The sequence below is a fragment of the Janthinobacterium aestuarii genome (genome assembly GCF_051380835.1).
GTDB classification, from domain to species: Bacteria; Pseudomonadota; Gammaproteobacteria; order Burkholderiales; family Burkholderiaceae_D; genus Janthinobacterium; species Janthinobacterium aestuarii.
Genome location: NZ_JBNYXU010000007.1, coordinates 91,049 through 110,360, shown reverse-complemented (window position 1 = coordinate 110,360; position 19,312 = coordinate 91,049). Strand labels below are relative to the sequence as shown.

Here is a 19,312-nt window from a genome sequence, read left to right as displayed (position 1 = left end):
GGCTCGGCCCTCAAGCGGCGCGCAGCGGGAAACAGCCTGGCCCCACCGCGTCGAATTGTTTATAGGTCAGCACGAATTCCTGGTGGCCCAGGTCTTCCGAGCGGCTCAGTTCTCCGTTGGCGACGTTCAGCACGGCGGCGACGATCTCCGCGCCCACTTCTTCCAGGGTGGCTTCGCCCGTGAGGATCTTGCCGGCATTGATATCCATGTCGTCGGCCAGGCGCTCGAAGGTTTGCGGATTGGCGCACACCTTGATGACGGGCGAGATCGCCGAGCCGACCACCGAGCCGCGGCCCGTGGTAAACAAGGTGATGTGGGCGCCGCAGGAAATGAGTTCGACGATTTCCGCGTTGTCCGACACGTTCGGGAAACCGAAGCGCGGTTCGCCGTCCGGCACCACGTCGAGCAGGTACAGGCCGCCTCCGGCCGGCTGGTCGCCCGGTTTCAGAATGCCGACGATGGGCGAGGAACCGCTCTTGGCGTAGGCGCCCAGCGACTTTTCTTCCTGCGTGGTCAGGCCGCCATCGGCGTTCCCCGGCGAGAAGCTGCCGTGGCCCATGATGGTGTAGTAGCGCGCGGCCTTGGCCACGGTTTCGACGATGGCGTTGCCCAGGTCCGGGCTGACGGCGCGCCGCTGCATGTGGTATTCGCAGCCCACCAGTTCGCCCGTCTCTTCGAAGATGCAGGGGCTGCCGGCCGCGATCAGGGTGTCAAACGCGACGCCGACGGCCGGGTTGGCGCTGATGCCGCTGGTGCTGTCGGAGCCGCCGCAGATGGTGGCGACGACCAGTTCATCGATCCCCATCGGCACGCGCTCCTGTTGTGCCAGGTGTTCCAGCGCCCAGCTGATCCACTCGACGCCGCTGCTCACGCTGGGGCGCGTGCCGCTATTTTCCTGGATCGTGATCGTGTGCACGGGGCGGTCGCTGTCGGCCACGGCGCTGGAGAGGCCATATTTGTTGAAGCCTTCGCAGCCCAGGGACACCAGCAGCACGGCGCCCACGTTCGGGTGCGTCAGCAAACGGCGCATCACCTGGTCCGCGTATTCATTGGGGAAGCAGCCCGTAAAGCCGATCAGGTGCACGGGCTGGCCGGGAAAGGCGTTGACCATCAGGCGCGCCACATGGTGCGCGCATTCGACCATATAGGCCACGACCACGATATTGCGGATGCCCTTGCGGCCATCGGCGCGCAGGTAGCCCGACAGGGCGGGTGTCGTTACGGGAGCGTTCATGCTTGGTCGTCCTTGTCCAGGAAATGGTGGCCGTCCTGGCCCAGGGTAAACGTGGGAATGTAATCGCTTGCCAGGTTGTGCGTGTGGATATGCTCGCCGATGGCGACGGGAGCCGTGATGCTGCCGATCAGGGCGCCGTAGCGCAGCACCTTGTCGCCCACGGCCAGCGCGCGGCGCGCCACCTTGTGGCCGATGTGGATATTTTGCGCCAGGGTGACGGGCACGCCGTCGATGGCGACGACGTCGCCGCAGGCCAGGGCTGTCCTGGCGATCAGGCAGTTATCCTCGGGCGACATCAGCAGCAGGCTGCTAGGCTGGGAAGCGAGGCTCATGGCGCACCCTCCCCGGCAAAGACGGCTAGGCGGCCGGCTGGCTCAGTTTTTCCCGCGTGCCGATCGACGACAGCATGGTGCTGCGCGAGGAATCGAGGTGCGAGCGCATGGCCTCGAGCGCCTTCGGCACGTCGTGCTCGGCCAGCGCACGCAGGATGGCCAGGTGTTCCTGCACCGCGTATTTGTTGCGGCCCTTTTCCTCGCCCTTGTCCCACTGGTAGTGATAGTGAAATACGAACGAGACGATATCGTAGAAGCCCTGCGCGAAGCGGTTGTTCAAGAGGCCGATCAAGAAGGTGTGGAACTCGCGGTCCAGCGCCGGAAACGCATTGTGGCGCGTGTCGATCCTGGCCGCCAGCTTCTCGTGCTGTTTGATCAGCCGTGCCAGTTCCGCATACGCCGGATCTCCATGCGGCAGGTGCGCAAACTGCTCCACGGCCGCCATCTCGAACATGCGCCGCATGTCCGCCAGTTCGGTGGCGAACGAGCGGTCGAACGCGCACAGGCGCCAGCCGCCGCGCGGCTTCTTTTCGATCAGGCCGAAACGCGAAAAGCCGATCAGGAATTCGCGCACGCTGACGGTACTGGCGCCCGCCTCGCGCGCCAGCTCCGCTTCCGAGAATTCCGCGCCGGGCGGCATGTCGCGCTGGTACACGCGCTCCATCAGCACTTGCTGGATGCGCTCCGCCCCCGACTGCAATTCGGAGATATCGAAGTAGTCGCCCGGTATGGGTTTGCGCAGCAAGCACCGGTCCGCCGGGCTGGCGATCAGGCGCCGCGTCGACAGATACGCGATCGCGCTGCGGATGGCCGTGCGGCTGCCCTGACAGATCGTGGTCAGGAACTGCTCCGTCGGCAGCATCTCGCCCACTGCGACATTCTCGGCGAGAAATTGCAACAGCAGATTGGTACTGCGCTTGAAGACGGTGGCGGGTTTGGACATGGATGAATGAACGCGCTATGCCAGCGAAAGGGAAAGTGGATGAGTGGGCCATTTTAGTCGATATCGGATTGGATCGGCATGCTAAAAAAGAAACAACTGTGCTGAGCGGGGCGTTCATGGCTGCGCTCCCGGCGCCAGCATGGCGCGCAGGCGAGGCTGCGCCAGGGCGGGACACAGCTGCCGCGCCAGCGCCGCCACGGGCGCCATGCGCCGCGCGATTTTGCCGGCGTGGTGCTGCGCGATGTCGGCCAGGCAGTGCGCGAGGAAGGGATTGCCGAAGCGTTCCCTGACCTGCGCCACATAGGCCAGCGCGGCGTCGCCGTGCCGCGCGCCCATGGCGGCAAACACGGGCAGCACTTCCTCGTGCCACAGGGCTTCCAGCGCGGCGCGCATGGCGCCATCGTCCATCGCCTCGCGCACCGTCATGCCGGCCGGGCTGCCCCGTTCCATCCACAACTGCGCCAGATACGTGTGACCCATATTAAGCAGGAACAGCTTGCGCTGCTCATACTCGCGCAGGCTGTCGGTCACCACCAGCTGCGGATGGCGGCACGGCAGCAGCATGCCTTCCTGTGCCTCGATGGCCCACAGCGCATAGGGTTCGGCCACCGCGCCTATCGGTTCGATCGGTTCGGAAACGATGCGGTCGACGAGGGAATTGATCCACAGGCAGCCCGTTTGCAGATACCCGATGAACGCGGCATCGCAGCGCCACCGCTGCGCCAATGTCACGATCACCTGGCGCAATACATGACCGTTGTCGGCCACCAGTTCGCACGGAAAAATCGAGATGGGCGCGGCGCCGGCCAGGAAGCGGTCATGCAGCAGCACCAGCAGCTTGGCGGGAAAGCTGGCGGGAACGGTCGCGCCATCGAGCATGCCGGCGTGGTCGCCGTCATCGAGCTGGTAGCCCGTGTCGCCCGTATTCGAAACGATCACGCGCGCGGCCACGGCCGCATCGCGCACTTGCCGCCAGTCGCTGCCGGCCTGCCACGCCTGCGTGACGGCATCGGCGCGGCGCTCTTCATCGACTTGCGCGCCGTCCTGCCAGCCGCGGATGCGCACCGGGTAGCCGCCGGCCTGGCGAAACGCGGCCACCCGCGCCGCGCCCTGCGCGCTGCCGGTCGTTTGCACGATGGTGATATGGCCCAGCGCCTCGCCTGCCTTCGCCGCTTCGCTGACGAACAGGTCGGCGTGCGCTTGCAGGAAGCGACTGGTGCCAAATTGCAGTATGGGGTTGAGATCGCTCATCTCAGACCTCGACGATGGCCTTGATGACACCCGCTTCTGGCTGCATCCAGCGATCGAGCACGCCCGTAAATTCATCGAGCGTGGTGCGGTGGGTATTGAGCAGCGCGGTGGGGACTTTCCCCGCCTTCATGGCCGCCACCACTTCCTCGAAATCGTCGACGGTGGCGTTGCGGCTGCCCAGCAGGGTCGTTTCGCGCTTGTGGAATTCCGGGTCGGAAAAGGACAGGCGGTCGCGCACGATGGACACCAGCACATAGGAGCCGCCGTGGGCGACAAAGTCCAGGCCCCGCTCCATGGCGGCGATATTGCCGGTGGCGTCAAACACCACGTCGAAGAATTCGCCGCCGGTGGCGTCCGACAGCTGCTCCTTGTCGCCGTCGCCCAGCTGCACCGTGCGGGTGATACCGAGCGCGTCGCGGCAGAACTGCAAACGGTCGGCGCGGCCGTCGAGCACCGTCACGTCGGCGCCTTTCAAGGATGCGAACAGCATCACGGCCATGCCGATCGGGCCGGCGCCCACCACCAGCACGCGCTTGCCGGCATCGACCGCGCCGCGCTTGACGGCGTGCGCGCCGATGGCGAGAAATTCGATCATGGCCGCGTCGTCGAGCGAGATGCCTTCCGTCTTGAAGACGAAGCGCTCGGGCAGCGCCAGGTATTCCGTCATGCCGCCGTCGCGGTGCACGCCCAGCACTTCGATGCGGGTGCAGCAGTTGGTCTTGCCCTGGCGGCAGGCCACGCAAGTACCGCATGACAGGTAGGGCATCACGTAGACCTGGTCGCCCACGGCCAGGCGCGAGCCGGCTGGCGCGCTGTCGATATGGCCGGACAATTCATGGCCCATCACGCGCGGATAGCTGAGGAAAGGCTGGGTGCCGCGGAAGATATGCATGTCGGTGCCGCAGATGCCGACGCGGCGTATGCGCAGCAGCACTTCACCCTCGCCGGGAACGGGCACGGGGCGCTGTTCCATGCGCAAACTGCCGGGCGTATCGCAAACGATACTTTTCATCATGGTCGTCTCTCTCGCCGCCGGATCTTGCCGTTGGCATATTATATTTAACGTACAAACCAACTGTGAAAAAAATCCGTCTGTGCGGATTGTCTCTCCAGCCTTGTCAATGGCGCGTCTTGCTGCGCCGCACAACGATTATTCCGTCATTCCATGTGGCTCGAACGCGCTAATCATGCTGCAGGCGTCGTTCGGTTTTATAAATATACCGTACAAAAAAATGAAGGTCAACGGATTCTTTTACGGGTTTTTTCGAGGCCTCTGCTACATTCCTGCTTGAGCCTGACGTTACGTCAGGCGCCATCGTGGTGACACGCACTGAAGACAAGGAGAAGACGATGCTGTTGAAAATCGGTGAACTGGCCAGGCTCACGGGCTTGACCATCCGCACCCTGCACCACTACGACAGCATCGGCCTGCTCTCGCCTTCGGCGCGCACGCAAGCTGGCTACCGCCTGTACCAGCACGGCGACATGGACCGGCTGCACCGGATCATGGCGCTGCGCAAGTTCGGGATGTCGCTGGCCGATATCGCCAACGCCCTCGCCGGCCCGGAGCTGCCGCTCTCCTCCATCGTGGCGCGGCAAATCGCCATGCTGGAGCGCCAGATCGCACAGGCTTCCACCCTGCGTGAACGCCTGCGCACCCTGCAAACGCAACTGACGCAGGGGCAGGCGCCGGAACTGGCCGAGTGGCTCACCACTATGGAGTTGATGACCATGTACGACAAATACTTTAGTCACGAAGAACTGCAACAACTGCCGCTGCTGTCCGATGCGGCCGTGGAACAGGAATGGAAAGCACTGGTAATGAGAGTGCGCGCCGTCAAGGACGCGGGCGCGGGCCCCGGCGATGCGCCAGCGCAGGCGCTGGCTACGGAATGGATGGTCAAACTGGTGCGCGACACGGGTGCCCACCCGGGCCTGTTCGCGCGCCTGAACGACATGCATGCGCAGGAGCCATCGATGCAGGCGACGACCAGCATCGACGCGGACCTGATGCAGTTCATCCTCGCCGCCTTCAATGCCTCGCGCATGGCGCTGTACCGGCCCTTTCTCGACGAGCACGAATACGCGCATCTGGTGGCCAACTACGGCAAGCGTTCGGGCGAGTGGCCGGCCCTGATCGCCGCCGTGCGCGCCGCCATCGATGCGCGCACGCCGCCCACCGATCCGGCCGTGCTGCAACTGGCGCGGCAGTGGCTGGAACTGTTCCGCTCCTACGCGGGCACAGACCCGGCCACGCAGCTGAAGTTCCGCCAGGCGCACCAGCAGGAACCGCGCTTGATGGAAGGCAGCTTCGTCGACGCAGCCATGCTGCAATACCTGGGCGCGGCGATGGCTGTCGTGGCGCAGGAGCGCCCCGGCGCATAGGTTCAGGTGTGGCATCTCGTGGGCGCGGCCATGTAGAATCGGCCTTCGCCCACGAGAGGATTAACCGATGCGCCGCTTTCTGTTTGCTTGCCTGACCTTGCCCGCCCTGAATGCCGCCATGGCCGCCGAGCCGCCCGTGCAAGGGGTGTGGCAGGGCACCGTGGGCAAGGCCAATATCGTCGCCTGCTTCAACCAGCCCAGCACTACGCAAGGCGCGGACCGCAGCGGCAATTATTACTATACGCGCTACAAGACGCCGATCATGCTGGCAAAGCCGAACGGCAAGACGCTGTGGCAGGAACTCGACGCCAAGGGCAATACGACGGGCACGTGGTCGCTGAACGCGCCGCAGGGCGAGAAGCTCGTCGGCACCTGGGCGGATCCGAAAAGCGGCAAGACCCTGCCCCTGGCCTTGACCCTGCTGGAAGCGGCGGGCGACCGCGAACATCCGTCCTGCGCCAGCGACGCCTACAATCTGGCGCTGGAAGATTTTCCCGGCACCAAGGTAAGCAAACCCGTCATCTTTGAAGGCAAGCAATACCGCAACCTGCAAGTGGGCGACACCATCACCGTGGAACTGATGGCGCCCGGCGATGGCATCGCGAAAATCAACGCGCAGCTGCGCGGCGTACTGGCGAAGAACAAGAAGGACCTGGAAGACTTCTATGCCACGCGCCGCGAATACCTGGGCCGCAACGGTTTCACGACGGAAGACGAAGTGTATGCGGAGCCGACCTACTGGTCGCCGCGCTGGGTGACGGTGAAGTTCTACCGCTGGGCGGCCGGCTATGGCGCCAGCGGCATCTCCATCAAGTTCCGCACCTGGGACGTGAAAACGGGCCAGGAAACGGACGTGTGGAACTGGTTTGGCGCCAGCGCCAGCGATGGCGACGACAAGGCCGAATTGCCGGACCGCCTGCGCCAGGCCCTGTTCAAGGATGTGAAAATCGACGCCGAATGCAAGGGCACGGATTACGACGGCCGCGGCCGCTTCCACTTGTCATTGAAGCAGGAAGGCGTATCGTTCTGGCAAGACCCGAACGGCAGCGGCTGCGAGAACGACTTCCTGCTGCCCTACAGCAAGGTCGGCCCCTTCCTCACCGTCAAGGGTCGCGCCGCGCTCAGCGACTTGCTGCCGAAGAACTAACCATCACCAATCATCGCGGCCACCATCTCCGCCGTGGCGGCCGCCAGGGTCCAACCCAGGTGGCCGTGGCCCGTGTTGTAGTACACGCCAGATGCTTTGCCCGGCCCCACTTTCGGCAGCATGTCGGGCAGCATGGGACGCAAGCCGGCCCAGGGCACGACCTTGCGCGTATTCACGCCAGGAAAGCACTCTTCGACCCATTGCAGCAGCGGGCGGATGCGGTCGGCGCGGATGTCGTGATTGATACCGTTGAATTCCGCCGTGCCCGCCACCCTGAGCCGGTCTTCGCCGAGGCGGCTGCTGACCAGCTTGGTCGCGTCGTCGAGCAGGCTGACGGACGGTGCGGCCGCGCGGCTGGCGGCGGCGTCGAGCTTCACGGTGATCGAATACCCTTTCACGGGATACACGTTGACATGGTCGCCCAGCATTGCCGCCATGGCGCGGCTGGCCGTGCCCGCGCAGATGACGACGGCATCGAACAGGGTGCTGTCTTCGCCGAGGCTGACCCGCACCTTGCCGTGTTCACGCGCCAGCGCCGTGACTTCCACACCATAACGGCAGGCGACGCCCAGACGCACGCAGGCATCGGCCAGGCCGCTGGTGAATTTGTGGATGTCGCCCGTGGAATCGCTGTCCGTGTAGTAGCCGCCGTAGAAGTCGCCCTGCAAGGCCGGTTCGATGGCGCGCATTTCCTGCGGCGTGACGGCGCGCCGCTGCAAGCCGCCCTGCGCCAGCAAACGCGAAACGCCGCCCGCCCGCTCGAAGCCGGCCTTGTCACGGTAGACGTGCAGGATGCCGGCGCGGCGGTGATCGAAAGCGATGTTTTCCGCTTGCGCCCACGCAAACAAATGTTCGCGCGCGGCGATCGCCATGCGGGCCGTGGCGATGGTGTTGCGCTCGTAAGCCGGCATGGCGGCGAGAAACTCGGCAAACCAGCTCAGCTTGTGCCAGCTGGGCCAGGGATGGAGCAGCAAGGGCGCATCGCGCCGCGCCATCCATTTCAGGGCATTTAGTATCGTTGCCTTGTGGTTCCACACTTCCGCGTGCGAGGCCGACAATTGCCCGCCGTTCGCATACGACGTTTCCATGGCAGCGTAACGGTGGCGTTCGATCAGGGTCACGTGCACGCCCCGCTTGGCCAGCGCATACGCCGTCGTCACGCCCGTGATGCCTGCGCCCAGCACGGCCACGCGCTTCATGCCTCAGGTTCCATTTTCTGCTCCACCTTGTGCACGACCGTGTCGCCCGCCTGCAACACGCGGCCGTCCGGCGCCAACACGTCCATCCTGCGCACGGGCGCGTGCGTATCACGTTGCAGCAAGGTCGAATGCGCCTCGCCCGCTTCGAACAATTGCGCCTCGCTCCACTGCCGCAAACCGACGACGACGGGAAACAGCGCCAGCCCCTTTTGCGTCAGCACGTATTCCTGGTAGGCCGTGCCGTCCGAGGCGGGCGCGACCGTAAAGATGCCCTCTTCCACTAGCGTGTGCAGGCGGTCGGCCAGGATGTTCTTCGCCACGCCCAGGCTTTTCTGGAACTCGCCAAAGCGGCGCATGCCGTCGAAGGCGTCGCGCACGATCAGGAGCGACCAGCGCTCGCCGATCACGTCGAGCGCGCGCGCCACGGGACAGGGGTCGGTTTTCAGGCTCTTGCGCTTGGCCACGGGCATTCTCCAGGATTGAGTGGTTGCATTTTAAAACTTCTCGGCGTAGACTCCAAGTGGTTTTAATTTGAAACCACAAACAAGACCATGCGCGATACAACGACTCCCATCACGACAGCACTTCCCCCCACCCTCGTCTGGCTGTTTGCCACGGCGGCCGGCCTCAGCGTGGCCAATGTGTATTACGCCCAACCTTTACTCGCCACCTTGGCGCACGAGTTCGGCATGACGGAGGCGGCCAGCGGCATGGTCATCACGGCCACGCAGATCGGCTGCGCGCTGGCCCTGCTGCTGCTCGTGCCCTTGGGCGACATGCTGAACCGGCGCCGGCTGACCCTTTTCCAGCTGGGCATGCTGGCCATCACCCTGGTGGCGCTGGGCTGCGCCCGGTCCACGGCAGCCTTGCTGGGCGGCATGCTGATGGTCGGCTTGCTGGGCACGGCCATGACGCAGGGTTTGATCGCCTACGCGGCCAGCGCGGCGGCCAGCCATGAGCGGGGAAGAGTCGTCGGCATGGCGCAGGGCGGCGTGGTGATCGGCTTGCTGCTGGCGCGCACCCTGTCCGGCGTGGTGGCCGATGTGGCGGACTGGCGCGCCGTATATTTTGTTTCGGCCGCCATCGCTTGCGCCCTGTTGCTGCTGCTGTGGCGCATGCTACCGCCGGCCAAGTCGCAAGGCCAGAAGCTCGCGTATGGCGCCCTGCTCGCCTCGATGCTGGACATGCTGCTGCACAACAAGGTGCTGCGCGTACGGGGCATGCTGGCCCTGCTGATGTTTGCTGTCTTCAATATTTTCTGGAGCGCGCTGGTACTGCCCCTGACGGCGCAAGGCTATAGCCATGCGGCCATCGGCGCGTTTGGCCTGGTCGGCGTAATCGGTGCGCTGGGCGCGGCGCGCGCGGGCGCCATGGCGGACAAGGGCCGCGCGCAATGGACGACGGGCGCCGCCCTGCTGCTGCTGCTGGCCGCGTGGCTGCCGCTCGGCTTTGCGGGCGCTGCCCTGTGGCCGTTAATCGTCGGCATCATCGCGCTGGACCTGGCGGGCCAGGCCATCCACGTGACGAACCAAAGCCTGATTTTCAAGCAGGACAGCGACGCGCACAGCCGCCTGGTGGCGTGCTACATGCTGTTTTATGCGGTGGGAAGCGGACTCGGTGCGATTGCCGCCACCAGCGTGTATGCGCTGGCGGGCTGGCATGGGGTATGCACGCTGGGCGCGGCGGTCAGCTTGCTCGCCCTGCTGTTCTGGCGGCTGACCTTGCCTGCTGAAAAAGCTGAGTGATAAACGCTTAATTCAGCATGGCCGTGGCGGAACCATGGCGATAGGTTTTCAAGGCATCGGGCTGGATCTGGATCAGCGAACCGCTGACTTTAATCAGGTGCAAGTCCGTCAGCTGATGCAGCACGCGCGACAGGGTGGCGGGCGCCAGGTTCAGGAACGATGCCAATAAACTTTTCTTCAGGTCCAGCTTGACCTCGTTCGAGCGCTGCTGGTCCGATGCCTGCAGCAAATACTCGACCACGCGCTGGGTCGCGTTCTGCACGGAGCAGCGCTCCACGTTGCGGATGAAACCCATCAGGTGGTGCGACAGGCTGTTCATCATCTGGCGCGCGATGCGGGGCGACTGGTCCAGCAGGCGCAGCAGCGCGTGCGGCGGGATGCGCAGCAGCAGGCAGTGCTCGAGCGCCTCGGCGCAGAACGGATATGGTTCATCGAGGAAAATCATGGCTTCGCCGAAGCTCTGGCCCGGACGGATCAGTTCCAGTACCTTGTCGGTCCCTTCCATGGAAAACACGCTCAGCTTGACGAGGCCGAAGACCACCACGTAGGCGCCTTCCGCCACTTCGCCCTTGCGGAACAGCACTTTGCCTTTTTCCACTTCGACACGCACGACATCCTGGCGCAATTGCTCTAATTGCGAAGGGGAAATATGGCGGAACAGAGCCTGGCTCGACAGCAAGCCATCGACGTTGACCTTATGCATGACACTCTCTTATTAGATTAGCGAATGACTAAGAGTGTAATGCGCAGGCACGGTCAAGGCCATACGTCAAAGGAACTAGGGTTGTCTAGGCCGGAACGCCATGCAGATCAAACAATCGCGGATTCCTTGCCCACTATTTGCGCTTTGTTTGATCTCTATTTGCTTAACTCACGCTCGACGGCGTAGACGGCGATCTGCACGCGGCTGCTGAGCTTAAGCTTTTTGAGAATGTTTTGCACGTGGATTTTCACCGTGCTTTCGGCCACGTCGAGCTGGCGCGCGATTTCCTTGTTGCTCAGTCCTTGCGCCAGGCAGGCCATGGCTTCGCGTTCGCGCGGCGTCAGTTTGTCATAGTCTTCCTGGGGCGCGTTTTGCCCCGCGCGGAACTGCGATACGAGCTTGGCCGTCATGGCGTCGGCGATCACGGATTCGCCGGCGGCGGCGCGGCAAATGGCTTGGCCCAGCTGTTCGGCTTCGATATTTTTCAGCAAATAACCGCGTGCGCCCGCGCGCAGGGCCGCGCCGAGGTCGGCCGCGTTTTCCGACACGGTCAGCATCAGCACCACCATCTGCGGCATGTCCTGCAAGATCAGCTGCAGCGCCTCGACGCCAGTCACGCCGGGCATGTTCAAGTCCATCAGCACCACGTCGGGATGCAGTTCGGCCGCCAGGCGCACGCCGTCCAGCCCGTTCGATGCCTCGCCCACCACCTGGAATTGAGGATTGCGCTGCAGCAGCAGCTTGACGCCACTGCGCAGCAAGGTGTGGTCGTCGACCAGCAGGATTTTGATTGGTGCGTTCACGTGTTTGTTGCCTGATAAAGATGATTCATTTTGTTACGCGGTCTGGCGCCGGGCTGCCGGCAAGGCCAGCGAGATCGTCGTGCCGCCGCCGGGCGTGCTGTCGATGGCAAATTGCGCACCGAGCCGCTCGGCTCTTTCCTGCATGATACGCAAGCCGATCTGCAATTCCGTTTTCTTGTCGCGCAGGTTGGCGGCGAAGCCTTCGCCATCGTCGCGCACCTGCAGCGCAAAATCGCGCCCGTTGTCCACGCGCAGCGCCACGTTGCTCGCTTGCGCGTGCTTGCGGATATTCGACAGCGCTTCCTGCACGATGAACAGGATCTGCAACTGCTGCTCGGGCGCCAGCGGCGCGCCGTTGCCGCTCATTTCCAGCGTGCCGATCACGCCCGTCTGCAGCTCGAACTTGGCCAGCACTTCCGACAGCTTGCTTTCGAGGTCGCTGCCATGCCAGCGCGTGCGGAAATTGACGAGCAATTCGCGCACGTCCTGGTAGCTTTGCTCGACGCCCATGCGCATCAGCGGCAACACTTCGGCCGCTTCGTCGAGCTGGCCCCGGCGCACGGAGTCGTCGAGCATCTGCACTTGCAGGCTGATGAAGTTCAGGCTTTGCGCGATGCTGTCATGCAAGCCTTCGGCCAGCAGGCTGCGTTCGCGCGCGACGGCAAATTCCTTTTCGCGCGCGATCAGGCGCTGGTTTTCAATGGCGATGCCCAGGCTCTGGCCCAGGGTTTCCAGCCAGCCCTGCTGCTGCGCCTGCACGGCTTGGGGGCGCGCAAAGTGCAGCGAAAAACTGCCGACCACCTGCTCTCGCGCAAGGATGGGGAAGACGGCGATGGCAATGAAACCTTCGTCCTGGCAACGGTAGCGCTGCAAGGCTTCGACCTGGCGGAAATCGCGGATCTGGATCACGCCCTGCGCCACGGCCGCGCCGCACAGGCAATCGTTGTTGCGGATGCAGTGTTCCTCTTCCACCATGGCGTCGGAAATGCCTTCGTGCACGATGATATGCACGGTGTCCTGATGCGGATCGAGGATGCGCACGGTGCCGCCTTCGGCCTGCGCGAACTCCATCACGTGGCGCAGGAAGCCACGGCACAGCGCATCGATGGCGTGCTGTCCCGCCAGCAAGGTGGAAATCTCGTGCAGGGTGGCCAGCTGGCGTTCCTGCGCGGCGCTCAGGCCCGATGCGGCTTGCGCCAGGCGGCGCTGGCGCCAGCGCGAGGCTGGATGTTGTTTGCGGGAAGGTTGACTGCGCGGCGCATGCATGAAGAACTCGAATCTGAAAAGTGGGGCGTCCGGCAGGCGCTGCGGCCTGCCGGACAAACAAAGGTTACAAATGAATCTCGGTACCGAGCAGCTTGACGAACTGCGCCAGCCAGGCCGGATGCGCGGGCCAGGCGGGCGCCGTGACGAACTGGCCATCCGTGACGGCGTCCGTGACGGCGATGTCGGCATACGTGCCGCCCGCCAGTTTCACTTCCGGTGCGCAGGCTGGATAGGCGGAAATGCGCTTGCCACGGATGACGTCGGCGGCAGCCAGCAGTTGCGCGCCATGGCAAACGGCCGCGACAGGCTTGCCCGCCCCGGCGAAATGGCGCACGGCGGCGATGACTTTCTCGTTCAGGCGCAGGTATTCCGGTGCACGGCCGCCGGCGATCATCACGGCATCATAATCGGCCGGATCGATCTCGTCGAAGCTGGCGTTCAGGGTGAACAAATGGCCCGGCTTTTCCGTGTAGGTCTGGTCGCCCTCGAAATCGTGGATGGCCGTCTTGATCGTCTCGCCGCTTTTCTTGCCGGGACAGACGGCATGCACGGTATGCCCGAGCATCAGCAGAGCCTGGAACGGCACCATCGTTTCATAATCTTCTGCAAAATCGCCGGTCAAAAACAGAATTTTTTTCGCTGCCATTTGGTTCTCCTATGAAAGATTGATCCCGCAAGACGTATCTTAGCGCGACTTGGCAGCCATACTGGATATTTATCAAACTTTTGCGCCTTGATCGAGGATTTTACAGGCTGAGGCGGAATTATTTACAGCCTCGCAGGTCAAATCAAGCACACCTCGTTGAAAGGCAGGGCCATGGACAGCAGCACACTGATACGTATCTTCGACCATTTAGCCGATGCAGAGCGCGCCCGCAACCGGCTGCTGGCCGAAGGTTTCCCTTCTCACGCCGTGCAGCTGGACGCGGGCGACGACGAGGCTGGCCCCGTGCAGGGCAATTTCACGGTCGGCAATTGCGACACCTTCACCAGCCGGCTGGAACGGGCGATCAATGCCCTGTTCGGCGGCGACAACCATATGTACCGGCGCAACTACGGCAAGACGGCGTTCCGCGGCATGGTCCGCCTGGTGGTGGCCACGCGTCACGCCGATGAACAGCAGCGCGCGCACGCCATCGTGCAAGCGTGTGGCGGCAGCGATATCGAACAGCGCACGGCCCGCTGCGACCAGGACAGGCACGGCGGCATGGCGGCCCTGTCGCGCTAGCCGGCGCGCACAGCAAGGAGAACAAGCATGGACGTCACATGGGGGGTAGTGGCCGACAGCAGCCGGGCCCGGCTGTTTGCGCTGGGACAGCAAAATCAGCTGGGCGAACTGCAAGATTTCGTCAATCCGGCGGGCCGCGAAAACGAGAACGCCTTGAACAGCGATGCCAGCGGACGCTTCGGCAGCGGCATGCGCGCCGGTACGCAAGCGGGCACGCAGGCGCACACGACCGAGCCGCGGGTGACGCCAGTCGAGCATGCGAACGCACAGTTTGCCCGGCATATCGCGCAAGTACTGCAGCAGGGCTTGCAGCAACAGCGCTACAACAAGCTGTGCCTGGTAGCCGCGCCCAAATTCCTGGGGCAGTTGCGTCTAAGCCTCGATACCCAGGTGGAAAAACGGCTCAGTCATGCCCTGGCCAGGGATGTCGCCAGCATGAACGTGCCCCAACTGGAAGCCTATTTGCAGCAAGCGCTGGACAGGAGCGGCGACGACAGCTGAACGGCAGCGGCCCCATCGCCATCCGCAAGCGGGCACAATCTGTGGCAAGATCTGCGTTCTTTCTTTCAAAACCGGAACTTGTCATGATTTTTGAAATTGCCCACATCCAGATCAAATCGGCCACGCACGCTGCCTTCGAAGCGGCCGTGACGAAAGCCGTCCCCTTGTTCCAGCGCGCACGCGGCTGCGAGTCGATGCGCCTGGAGCGCTCGATCGAAAACGGCGATGCCTACCGCCTGGTGGTGGGCTGGACAACCCTGGAAGACCATACCGTGCATTTCCGCGGCAGCGAGGACTTCCAGGCATGGCGCGGCCTGGTCGGTGAATTTTTCGCCGCCCCGCCGCAGGTGGAGCACATGGATACGGTGGTGACGGGTTTCTAGACAGGCAATTAAGCGCCTGACAGAAGCGTAGCGAGCGGCAGCAAGTTGTGGCCGAGAAGCGCAACTGTGCCGGGCACGGGGCCGCCGAGGCAGTGAGCATCGGAGGCCGCAAATTGCGACGCGCAGTAGCTTATGTCAAGCGCTTACACGGCGGGATGGTGGAACACCTGTCGCAGGTAGGCGAGGAAGGTCTCATCCTTGCACAGGGTCTTGCCCGGCGAGTCCGACAGTTTCGCCACGGACTGGCCATTGCAGCGCACCAGTTTCATGACGATGTTAAGCGGCGTCAAGCCAACGTCGTTGGTGAGATTGGTGCCAATGCCAAAGCCCGTCATGATGCGGTCGGCGAAATGCTGGTACAGGGCAAAGGCCTTGTCCAGGTCCAGGCCGTCGGAAAACACGAGGCGCTTGGTATTGGCGTCGATGCGCAGGGCAGCGTAGTGGGCCAGCGCCTTCTCGCCCCACTCGACGGGGTCGCCCGAATCGTGGCGCAAGCCGTCGAACAGCTTGGCGAAATACAGGTCGAAGTCGGCCAAAAACGCATCCATGCCGACCACGTCGGTCAGGGCGATGCCCAGGTCGCCCCGGTATTCCTGTACCCAGTCTTCCAGTGCCGCCTTTTGAAAGTCGCGCAGGCGCACGCCGAACGACTGGAACGATTGCATGTATTCATGCGCCATGGTGCCGATCGGCACGATGCCGAGCTTTTTCGCCAGGTACACATTCGACGTGCCCTTGAAATACTCGGGCACGTCGCGCGCCAGGCGCTGCACCACTTCGTCGTGCCAGGCGCCGGAAAAACGCCGGCGCACGCCGAAATCGGAAAATTCAAATGGATGCTTGCGCCGCGGCAGCTTGCCGAATTCCTTGACGGCGTCCACTTTCAAGCCCAGGCGGTGGCGCCCTTCGCGCATGGCGGCATCGAGGTCGAAGCGGCGGAAATACAGTTCGTTGATGATGTACAGCACGAAAATCTCGAAGCCCATCACATGCACCTGCGGCCCGGCCGCGTGCACGAGCAAGGTGTCGCCGTCCGTGCTCACGTCGATGAACTTGCGCTGGAAACGGAACACCGTCAGGAAGTCGACGAAGTCGCTCTTCATGAAGCGCAAGGTGCGCAGATAAGCCAGCTCGTCGTCCGCAAACGACATCGAGCACAGGTGGTCGAGCTGCTCTTCCAGCTCGCCCTTCAGTTCGGCCAGGGGAAAGGCGGTGGCGTTGCGGCAGACAAATTCGTATTCGGTATGGGTATTCGGATGACCGTGCAGCAATGCTTGCCACATTGTAAATTTATACAGATCGGTTTCCAGCAAACTGCGCACTATCGGGGTCATGTGTGTTTTCTCCAACTTCCTGAAGCCAGAATAGTACGCCACCGCAAGCATTTCAGCAGGGTTCGCTTGCAGGAAAGTATTAATCGCTTGCGTTTGCCAACAACTCGGGCAAGACGTCGGCGGATGTCGCCAGCCGCGCGCCGCGCTCGTGCATGGCTGCAAGGAAGTCGCGCTGCTGTGCTTCAAAGCCCGTGACGGGGCTCATACAGTCCGTCAGCAGCACCAGCCGCGACAGGGCCGTCTTGCCTTGCTGCGCTTCCAGGTAATCGGCGATGTGCTCGGTGCTGGCTTTCACGCAATGGCTGCCCGCTTCGCCGGTGACATAAATCTGCTGCGCCGGCAGCAAGGTGGCGAGGAAATCCAGGTTGAGCTGGGTGGCCGCATCCTGCGCGTCGGGCACTTCCGCCATGACGGCCGAGTAATGCTCGGTCCACGGATTGGAACCCTTGCTCAGCTTGGCGACCACTTGCAGGTGTTCCACTTCCCATGCGTTGTAGGCGGCGCGCACGGCCGCGTGGATATTCTGGCCCAAGCTGCCGATCTCGCAGTGCACGGGCCACACCATCAGCTGATAGCGCCCCGCTTGCTGCAAGGCATCGAGGTAGGCCAGCGCGCGCGGCAAGGCATCGCTGGCGGCGGGCAGGAACAAGCGGTCGCGCACCTGCTGGGCCGTGATCTGCGTGAACGGCGGCACGGCGCCGCCATCGCCCGTGCGCCAGAAGGCGGGGTGGGCAATGTCGTAGCGGTGGTGGACGTCGAGCGTCACGCTGATCTGCGTCAAGCCATTGCCCCCTTCACGGATCAGCTGCGCCACGCGCAGCATGTCGGCGTGGGCGCCGGGCACGGCCAGTGCCGGTGCGGCGCCGGCAGGCAGCCATTCGGCGGGCAGGTCGCAAAAATCGTTTTGCGGATCGATGACGAGCAGATGCAGCTGGCGTTTCATGGCGGTCCTCGTGCGTGGCGGGAACTTGCATGATAGGGCAACATCGCCATCGCGCCAATGCAGAGTCCGCCATGCACCTTGCAAATCGTAATAACTTGCGTGTAGACAAGTGAGATCAGGGGTGGAAAACATAACGGCGCTGGCGCCGCTCGACCAGCTTCAATGCCACCTCGGCCGCTTCGCTGACGGCTTCGGCTTCCGTCGAAAACGGATGGTCGGCCAGCACGCGGTGCTTTTTGACGATATTGTTCCTGTGCATGGGATTGTTCGAGGGGGTGTACAGGGACACATAGGCGCCCCACAGTTTGCAACCGCGTAAGGGTTCCGCCGTGTAATTTATTTCATACGTATCAACGTACTTTATCGGCACGATGTTTGCTCCAAAAATGACATCCCCGGGTAGCCTGTCTCAACGGCCCTACCCGGCGTAGGGTTGGAATACATGCAATCGCGCTTGCTCAGGATACTGACTCACTTATCTGCTTTTTATTACGCGGCACAGGGGAAAACTTGAACGCCTGCCTCACCTTGAGGCACGGCGGCACGCCCACTGAAAGTATAGACGATGCGAAAAAATTATGAGAAGGCAACTCTGTACTGAACGCCGCTGGCACCTGCCCTACTTCGCCGCCTCGGCTGCGGGATGCATGGACCAGACGACGCTGAGGATTTTCCATTGACCATCGCGCTTGACCATCTGCCACGCTTCGACGCCATAGTTGGACAATTTGTCGCCGACGAGGAATTCATAGTCGAAATTGACCCACGCGACATGGCGGTCCTGGGTGATCTTGACGTTGTAGAATTTTTCTTCCGTGCGCAGGGGTTCGCGCTTGATGTAGTTGGCGAAACCGACGTAGCCGGCCGCCGCGACGCCGTCGAAGTGGACGTCCGTCGTGTCGCGCATTTTCTGGATGAAAGCGTCATCGGCCGGCGAGGCGAACAGGATGTTCGTGTGCAGCATCAGCGACGACAGCAGCTTGACATCCTTGGCGATCAGCGCCGCCTGGAAGTCGGCGACGACTTTTTCAATGGCGCGGATATCCTCGGGCGTGGAGGCATGGCGGCCCACGTGGGGCGGCGCAACGGGCGCAGTCTGCGCCAGCGCAATGCCAGCTGAAAACAAGGAAGATCCGAACAGTACTGCGCTTGCCAACTTGTGCATGAGGGACTTTCATGGCGAACGGCTCGCCGGCCTGGCACGGGGCGTGCCGCCGGCAAGCTTATGTCAACCATAACAGATTGGCAATCCCTCTTTGGAACTAGATGGCGGCAAACTCAGGCAGCCAGGGCTTCGATCGAGGCGCGGCCCTTGGCGATCGCGCTGGTGACGGCATCCTCGCCCATGGCCACGCCTTCGGCTTGCACAAATTCGATGTCCGTGATGCCGATGAAGCCCAGCGCCGTGCGCAGATAGGTGCTCAAGTAGTCATACGCGGCGCCCGGACCTTCGCTGTAGACGCCGCCGCTGGCCGTGAAAATATAGGCTTTCTTGCCCGTGGCCAGGCCAACGGGGCCATTGGCAGTGTATTGGAAAGTGCGGCCCGCGCGCGCCACATGGTCGATCCACGCCTTCAAGGTCGAGGGCACGGAAAAGTTGTACATGGGCGCGGCCAGCACCAGCACGTCGGCGGCCAGCAATTCATCGACCAGGGTATCGGACAATTGCACGGCCACGGCCGCCTGCGCGCTGCGCTGCTCGGCTGGCGTGAAGAACGCGCCCATCACCTCTTCCGTCAGGTGCGGCACCGGTTGCGCGGCCAGGTCGCGCACGACGATGGTGTCGCCTTGCGCGGCCAGTTTGGCGACGAACTCGCCCGACAATTGACGCGACAGGGAACCGCTGTTGCGCACGCTGCTATTGATGTGTAGTACGTTTGCCATGATGCACTCCTTCAAGAACGATAGATGGGGG

The 19,312-nt window shown here is 63.1% G+C and carries 22 protein-coding genes; 6 read left to right on the top strand and 16 right to left on the bottom strand.

Annotation, left to right across the window (positions count from 1 at the left end; all coding sequences use genetic code 11):
• Window positions 1-10: 10 nt before the first annotated feature.
• The 5 genes from ACQ4WO_RS19050 to ACQ4WO_RS19030 form a co-directional block, all read right to left on the bottom strand.
• Window positions 11-1,234, bottom strand: a complete 1,224-nt coding sequence (locus tag ACQ4WO_RS19050) for a UxaA family hydrolase (protein ID WP_128140302.1) — start codon at window positions 1,232-1,234, stop codon at window positions 11-13.
• A complete protein-coding gene (locus ACQ4WO_RS19045) occupies window positions 1,231-1,566 on the bottom strand; it encodes a UxaA family hydrolase (protein WP_070303651.1) in 336 nt (111 codons plus the stop codon). The genes ACQ4WO_RS19050 and ACQ4WO_RS19045 overlap by 4 nt, the downstream gene beginning before the upstream one ends.
• A gap of 25 nt (window positions 1,567-1,591) precedes the next feature.
• Window positions 1,592-2,509 (bottom strand): GntR family transcriptional regulator, encoded by a 918-nt coding sequence (locus ACQ4WO_RS19040; protein WP_436482783.1) that lies wholly within the window; start codon window positions 2,507-2,509, stop codon window positions 1,592-1,594.
• Between the two features lie 114 nt (window positions 2,510-2,623).
• Window positions 2,624-3,760: a mannitol dehydrogenase family protein gene (locus ACQ4WO_RS19035; protein ID WP_436482782.1), complete on the bottom strand. Its 1,137-nt coding sequence runs from the start codon at window positions 3,758-3,760 to the stop codon at window positions 2,624-2,626.
• Window position 3,761: 1 nt separating this feature from the next.
• The gene (locus ACQ4WO_RS19030) at window positions 3,762-4,772 is read right to left on the bottom strand and encodes a zinc-binding alcohol dehydrogenase family protein (protein WP_072454541.1); all 1,011 of its coding nucleotides are present in this window, start codon (window positions 4,770-4,772) and stop codon (window positions 3,762-3,764) included.
• A gap of 338 nt (window positions 4,773-5,110) precedes the next feature.
• Here ACQ4WO_RS19030 and ACQ4WO_RS19025 point away from each other — a divergent pair, with 338 nt between their 5' ends.
• Both ACQ4WO_RS19025 and ACQ4WO_RS19020 read left to right on the top strand, forming a co-directional pair.
• A complete protein-coding gene (locus ACQ4WO_RS19025) occupies window positions 5,111-6,145 on the top strand; it encodes a MerR family transcriptional regulator (RefSeq protein WP_436482781.1) in 1,035 nt (344 codons plus the stop codon).
• Window positions 6,146-6,212: 67 nt separating this feature from the next.
• Window positions 6,213-7,292: a hypothetical protein gene (locus tag ACQ4WO_RS19020; protein WP_436482780.1), complete on the top strand. Its 1,080-nt coding sequence runs from the start codon at window positions 6,213-6,215 to the stop codon at window positions 7,290-7,292.
• Here ACQ4WO_RS19020 and ACQ4WO_RS19015 read toward each other — a convergent pair.
• Window positions 7,289-8,491 (bottom strand): D-amino acid dehydrogenase, encoded by a 1,203-nt coding sequence (locus ACQ4WO_RS19015; protein ID WP_436482779.1) that lies wholly within the window; start codon window positions 8,489-8,491, stop codon window positions 7,289-7,291. The genes ACQ4WO_RS19020 and ACQ4WO_RS19015 overlap by 4 nt on opposite strands.
• Complete coding sequence (locus ACQ4WO_RS19010; protein ID WP_319992461.1) at window positions 8,488-8,955, bottom strand: winged helix-turn-helix transcriptional regulator; 468 nt, start codon at window positions 8,953-8,955, stop codon at window positions 8,488-8,490. The genes ACQ4WO_RS19015 and ACQ4WO_RS19010 overlap by 4 nt, the downstream gene beginning before the upstream one ends.
• A gap of 87 nt (window positions 8,956-9,042) precedes the next feature.
• On the opposite strand from ACQ4WO_RS19010, the gene ACQ4WO_RS19005 reads away from it, so the two are divergent.
• A complete protein-coding gene (locus tag ACQ4WO_RS19005; protein WP_436482778.1) occupies window positions 9,043-10,236 on the top strand; it encodes an MFS transporter in 1,194 nt (397 codons plus the stop codon).
• 7 nt (window positions 10,237-10,243) lie between these two features.
• On the opposite strand, the gene ACQ4WO_RS19000 is transcribed toward ACQ4WO_RS19005, so the two are convergent.
• The 4 genes from ACQ4WO_RS19000 to ACQ4WO_RS18985 form a co-directional block, all read right to left on the bottom strand.
• Window positions 10,244-10,939 carry a Crp/Fnr family transcriptional regulator gene (locus tag ACQ4WO_RS19000; protein WP_034759676.1) on the bottom strand — a complete coding sequence of 232 codons (696 nt, stop codon included), beginning with the start codon at window positions 10,937-10,939 and terminating at the stop codon, window positions 10,244-10,246.
• A 155-nt stretch (window positions 10,940-11,094) separates the two neighbouring features.
• Window positions 11,095-11,742 (bottom strand): response regulator, encoded by a 648-nt coding sequence (locus ACQ4WO_RS18995; protein ID WP_436482777.1) that lies wholly within the window; start codon window positions 11,740-11,742, stop codon window positions 11,095-11,097.
• Between the two features lie 33 nt (window positions 11,743-11,775).
• Window positions 11,776-13,008, bottom strand: a complete 1,233-nt coding sequence (locus tag ACQ4WO_RS18990; protein ID WP_436482775.1) for a GAF domain-containing sensor histidine kinase — start codon at window positions 13,006-13,008, stop codon at window positions 11,776-11,778.
• A gap of 64 nt (window positions 13,009-13,072) precedes the next feature.
• On the bottom strand, window positions 13,073-13,654 hold the full coding sequence (locus tag ACQ4WO_RS18985; RefSeq protein ID WP_131689091.1) for a DJ-1/PfpI family protein: 582 nt from the start codon (window positions 13,652-13,654) through the stop codon (window positions 13,073-13,075).
• Window positions 13,655-13,825: 171 nt separating this feature from the next.
• Between ACQ4WO_RS18985 and ACQ4WO_RS18980 the strand changes: the two genes are divergently transcribed.
• The 3 genes from ACQ4WO_RS18980 (at window position 13,826) to ACQ4WO_RS18970 (ending at window position 15,120) form a co-directional block, all read left to right on the top strand.
• A complete protein-coding gene (locus ACQ4WO_RS18980) occupies window positions 13,826-14,236 on the top strand; it encodes a hypothetical protein (protein ID WP_436482774.1) in 411 nt (136 codons plus the stop codon).
• A gap of 27 nt (window positions 14,237-14,263) precedes the next feature.
• On the top strand, window positions 14,264-14,737 hold the full coding sequence (locus tag ACQ4WO_RS18975) for a host attachment protein (RefSeq protein WP_436482773.1): 474 nt from the start codon (window positions 14,264-14,266) through the stop codon (window positions 14,735-14,737).
• Window positions 14,738-14,820: 83 nt separating this feature from the next.
• Window positions 14,821-15,120, top strand: a complete 300-nt coding sequence (locus ACQ4WO_RS18970; RefSeq protein WP_035825510.1) for an antibiotic biosynthesis monooxygenase family protein — start codon at window positions 14,821-14,823, stop codon at window positions 15,118-15,120.
• 143 nt (window positions 15,121-15,263) lie between these two features.
• On the opposite strand, the gene pncB is transcribed toward ACQ4WO_RS18970, so the two are convergent.
• The 5 genes from pncB to ACQ4WO_RS18945 form a co-directional block, all read right to left on the bottom strand.
• Entirely contained in the window at window positions 15,264-16,454 is a 1,191-nt protein-coding gene (gene pncB / locus ACQ4WO_RS18965; protein ID WP_436482772.1) for a nicotinate phosphoribosyltransferase, read from the bottom strand.
• 79 nt (window positions 16,455-16,533) lie between these two features.
• On the bottom strand, window positions 16,534-17,397 hold the full coding sequence (locus ACQ4WO_RS18960) for a cysteine hydrolase family protein (RefSeq protein ID WP_436482771.1): 864 nt from the start codon (window positions 17,395-17,397) through the stop codon (window positions 16,534-16,536).
• Between the two features lie 115 nt (window positions 17,398-17,512).
• Window positions 17,513-17,656: a hypothetical protein gene (locus ACQ4WO_RS18955; RefSeq protein WP_254798474.1), complete on the bottom strand. Its 144-nt coding sequence runs from the start codon at window positions 17,654-17,656 to the stop codon at window positions 17,513-17,515.
• Window positions 17,657-18,016: 360 nt separating this feature from the next.
• On the bottom strand, window positions 18,017-18,523 hold the full coding sequence (locus ACQ4WO_RS18950) for a Cif family virulence factor (RefSeq protein ID WP_436482770.1): 507 nt from the start codon (window positions 18,521-18,523) through the stop codon (window positions 18,017-18,019).
• 152 nt (window positions 18,524-18,675) lie between these two features.
• The gene (locus tag ACQ4WO_RS18945) at window positions 18,676-19,281 is read right to left on the bottom strand and encodes an FMN-dependent NADH-azoreductase (protein WP_436482769.1); all 606 of its coding nucleotides are present in this window, start codon (window positions 19,279-19,281) and stop codon (window positions 18,676-18,678) included.
• Window positions 19,282-19,312 lie beyond the last annotated feature (31 nt).

Coding starts and splice junctions, on each gene's coding strand:
- ACQ4WO_RS19050 (WP_128140302.1), bottom strand. CDS start 1,234: ATGAACGCTCCCGTAACGACACCCGCCCTGTCGGGCTACCTGCGCGCC.
- ACQ4WO_RS19045 (WP_070303651.1), bottom strand. CDS start 1,566: ATGAGCCTCGCTTCCCAGCCTAGCAGCCTGCTGCTGATGTCGCCCGAG.
- ACQ4WO_RS19040 (WP_436482783.1), bottom strand. CDS start 2,509: ATGTCCAAACCCGCCACCGTCTTCAAGCGCAGTACCAATCTGCTGTTG.
- ACQ4WO_RS19035 (WP_436482782.1), bottom strand. CDS start 3,760: ATGAGCGATCTCAACCCCATACTGCAATTTGGCACCAGTCGCTTCCTG.
- ACQ4WO_RS19030 (WP_072454541.1), bottom strand. CDS start 4,772: ATGAAAAGTATCGTTTGCGATACGCCCGGCAGTTTGCGCATGGAACAG.
- ACQ4WO_RS19025 (WP_436482781.1), top strand. CDS start 5,111: ATGCTGTTGAAAATCGGTGAACTGGCCAGGCTCACGGGCTTGACCATC.
- ACQ4WO_RS19020 (WP_436482780.1), top strand. CDS start 6,213: ATGCGCCGCTTTCTGTTTGCTTGCCTGACCTTGCCCGCCCTGAATGCC.
- ACQ4WO_RS19015 (WP_436482779.1), bottom strand. CDS start 8,491: ATGAAGCGCGTGGCCGTGCTGGGCGCAGGCATCACGGGCGTGACGACG.
- ACQ4WO_RS19005 (WP_436482778.1), top strand. CDS start 9,043: ATGCGCGATACAACGACTCCCATCACGACAGCACTTCCCCCCACCCTC.
- ACQ4WO_RS19000 (WP_034759676.1), bottom strand. CDS start 10,939: ATGCATAAGGTCAACGTCGATGGCTTGCTGTCGAGCCAGGCTCTGTTC.
- ACQ4WO_RS18990 (WP_436482775.1), bottom strand. CDS start 13,008: ATGCATGCGCCGCGCAGTCAACCTTCCCGCAAACAACATCCAGCCTCG.
- ACQ4WO_RS18985 (WP_131689091.1), bottom strand. CDS start 13,654: ATGGCAGCGAAAAAAATTCTGTTTTTGACCGGCGATTTTGCAGAAGAT.
- ACQ4WO_RS18980 (WP_436482774.1), top strand. CDS start 13,826: ATGGACAGCAGCACACTGATACGTATCTTCGACCATTTAGCCGATGCA.
- ACQ4WO_RS18975 (WP_436482773.1), top strand. CDS start 14,264: ATGGACGTCACATGGGGGGTAGTGGCCGACAGCAGCCGGGCCCGGCTG.
- ACQ4WO_RS18970 (WP_035825510.1), top strand. CDS start 14,821: ATGATTTTTGAAATTGCCCACATCCAGATCAAATCGGCCACGCACGCT.
- pncB (WP_436482772.1), bottom strand. CDS start 16,454: ATGACCCCGATAGTGCGCAGTTTGCTGGAAACCGATCTGTATAAATTT.
- ACQ4WO_RS18960 (WP_436482771.1), bottom strand. CDS start 17,397: ATGAAACGCCAGCTGCATCTGCTCGTCATCGATCCGCAAAACGATTTT.
- ACQ4WO_RS18955 (WP_254798474.1), bottom strand. CDS start 17,656: ATGCACAGGAACAATATCGTCAAAAAGCACCGCGTGCTGGCCGACCAT.
- ACQ4WO_RS18945 (WP_436482769.1), bottom strand. CDS start 19,281: ATGGCAAACGTACTACACATCAATAGCAGCGTGCGCAACAGCGGTTCC.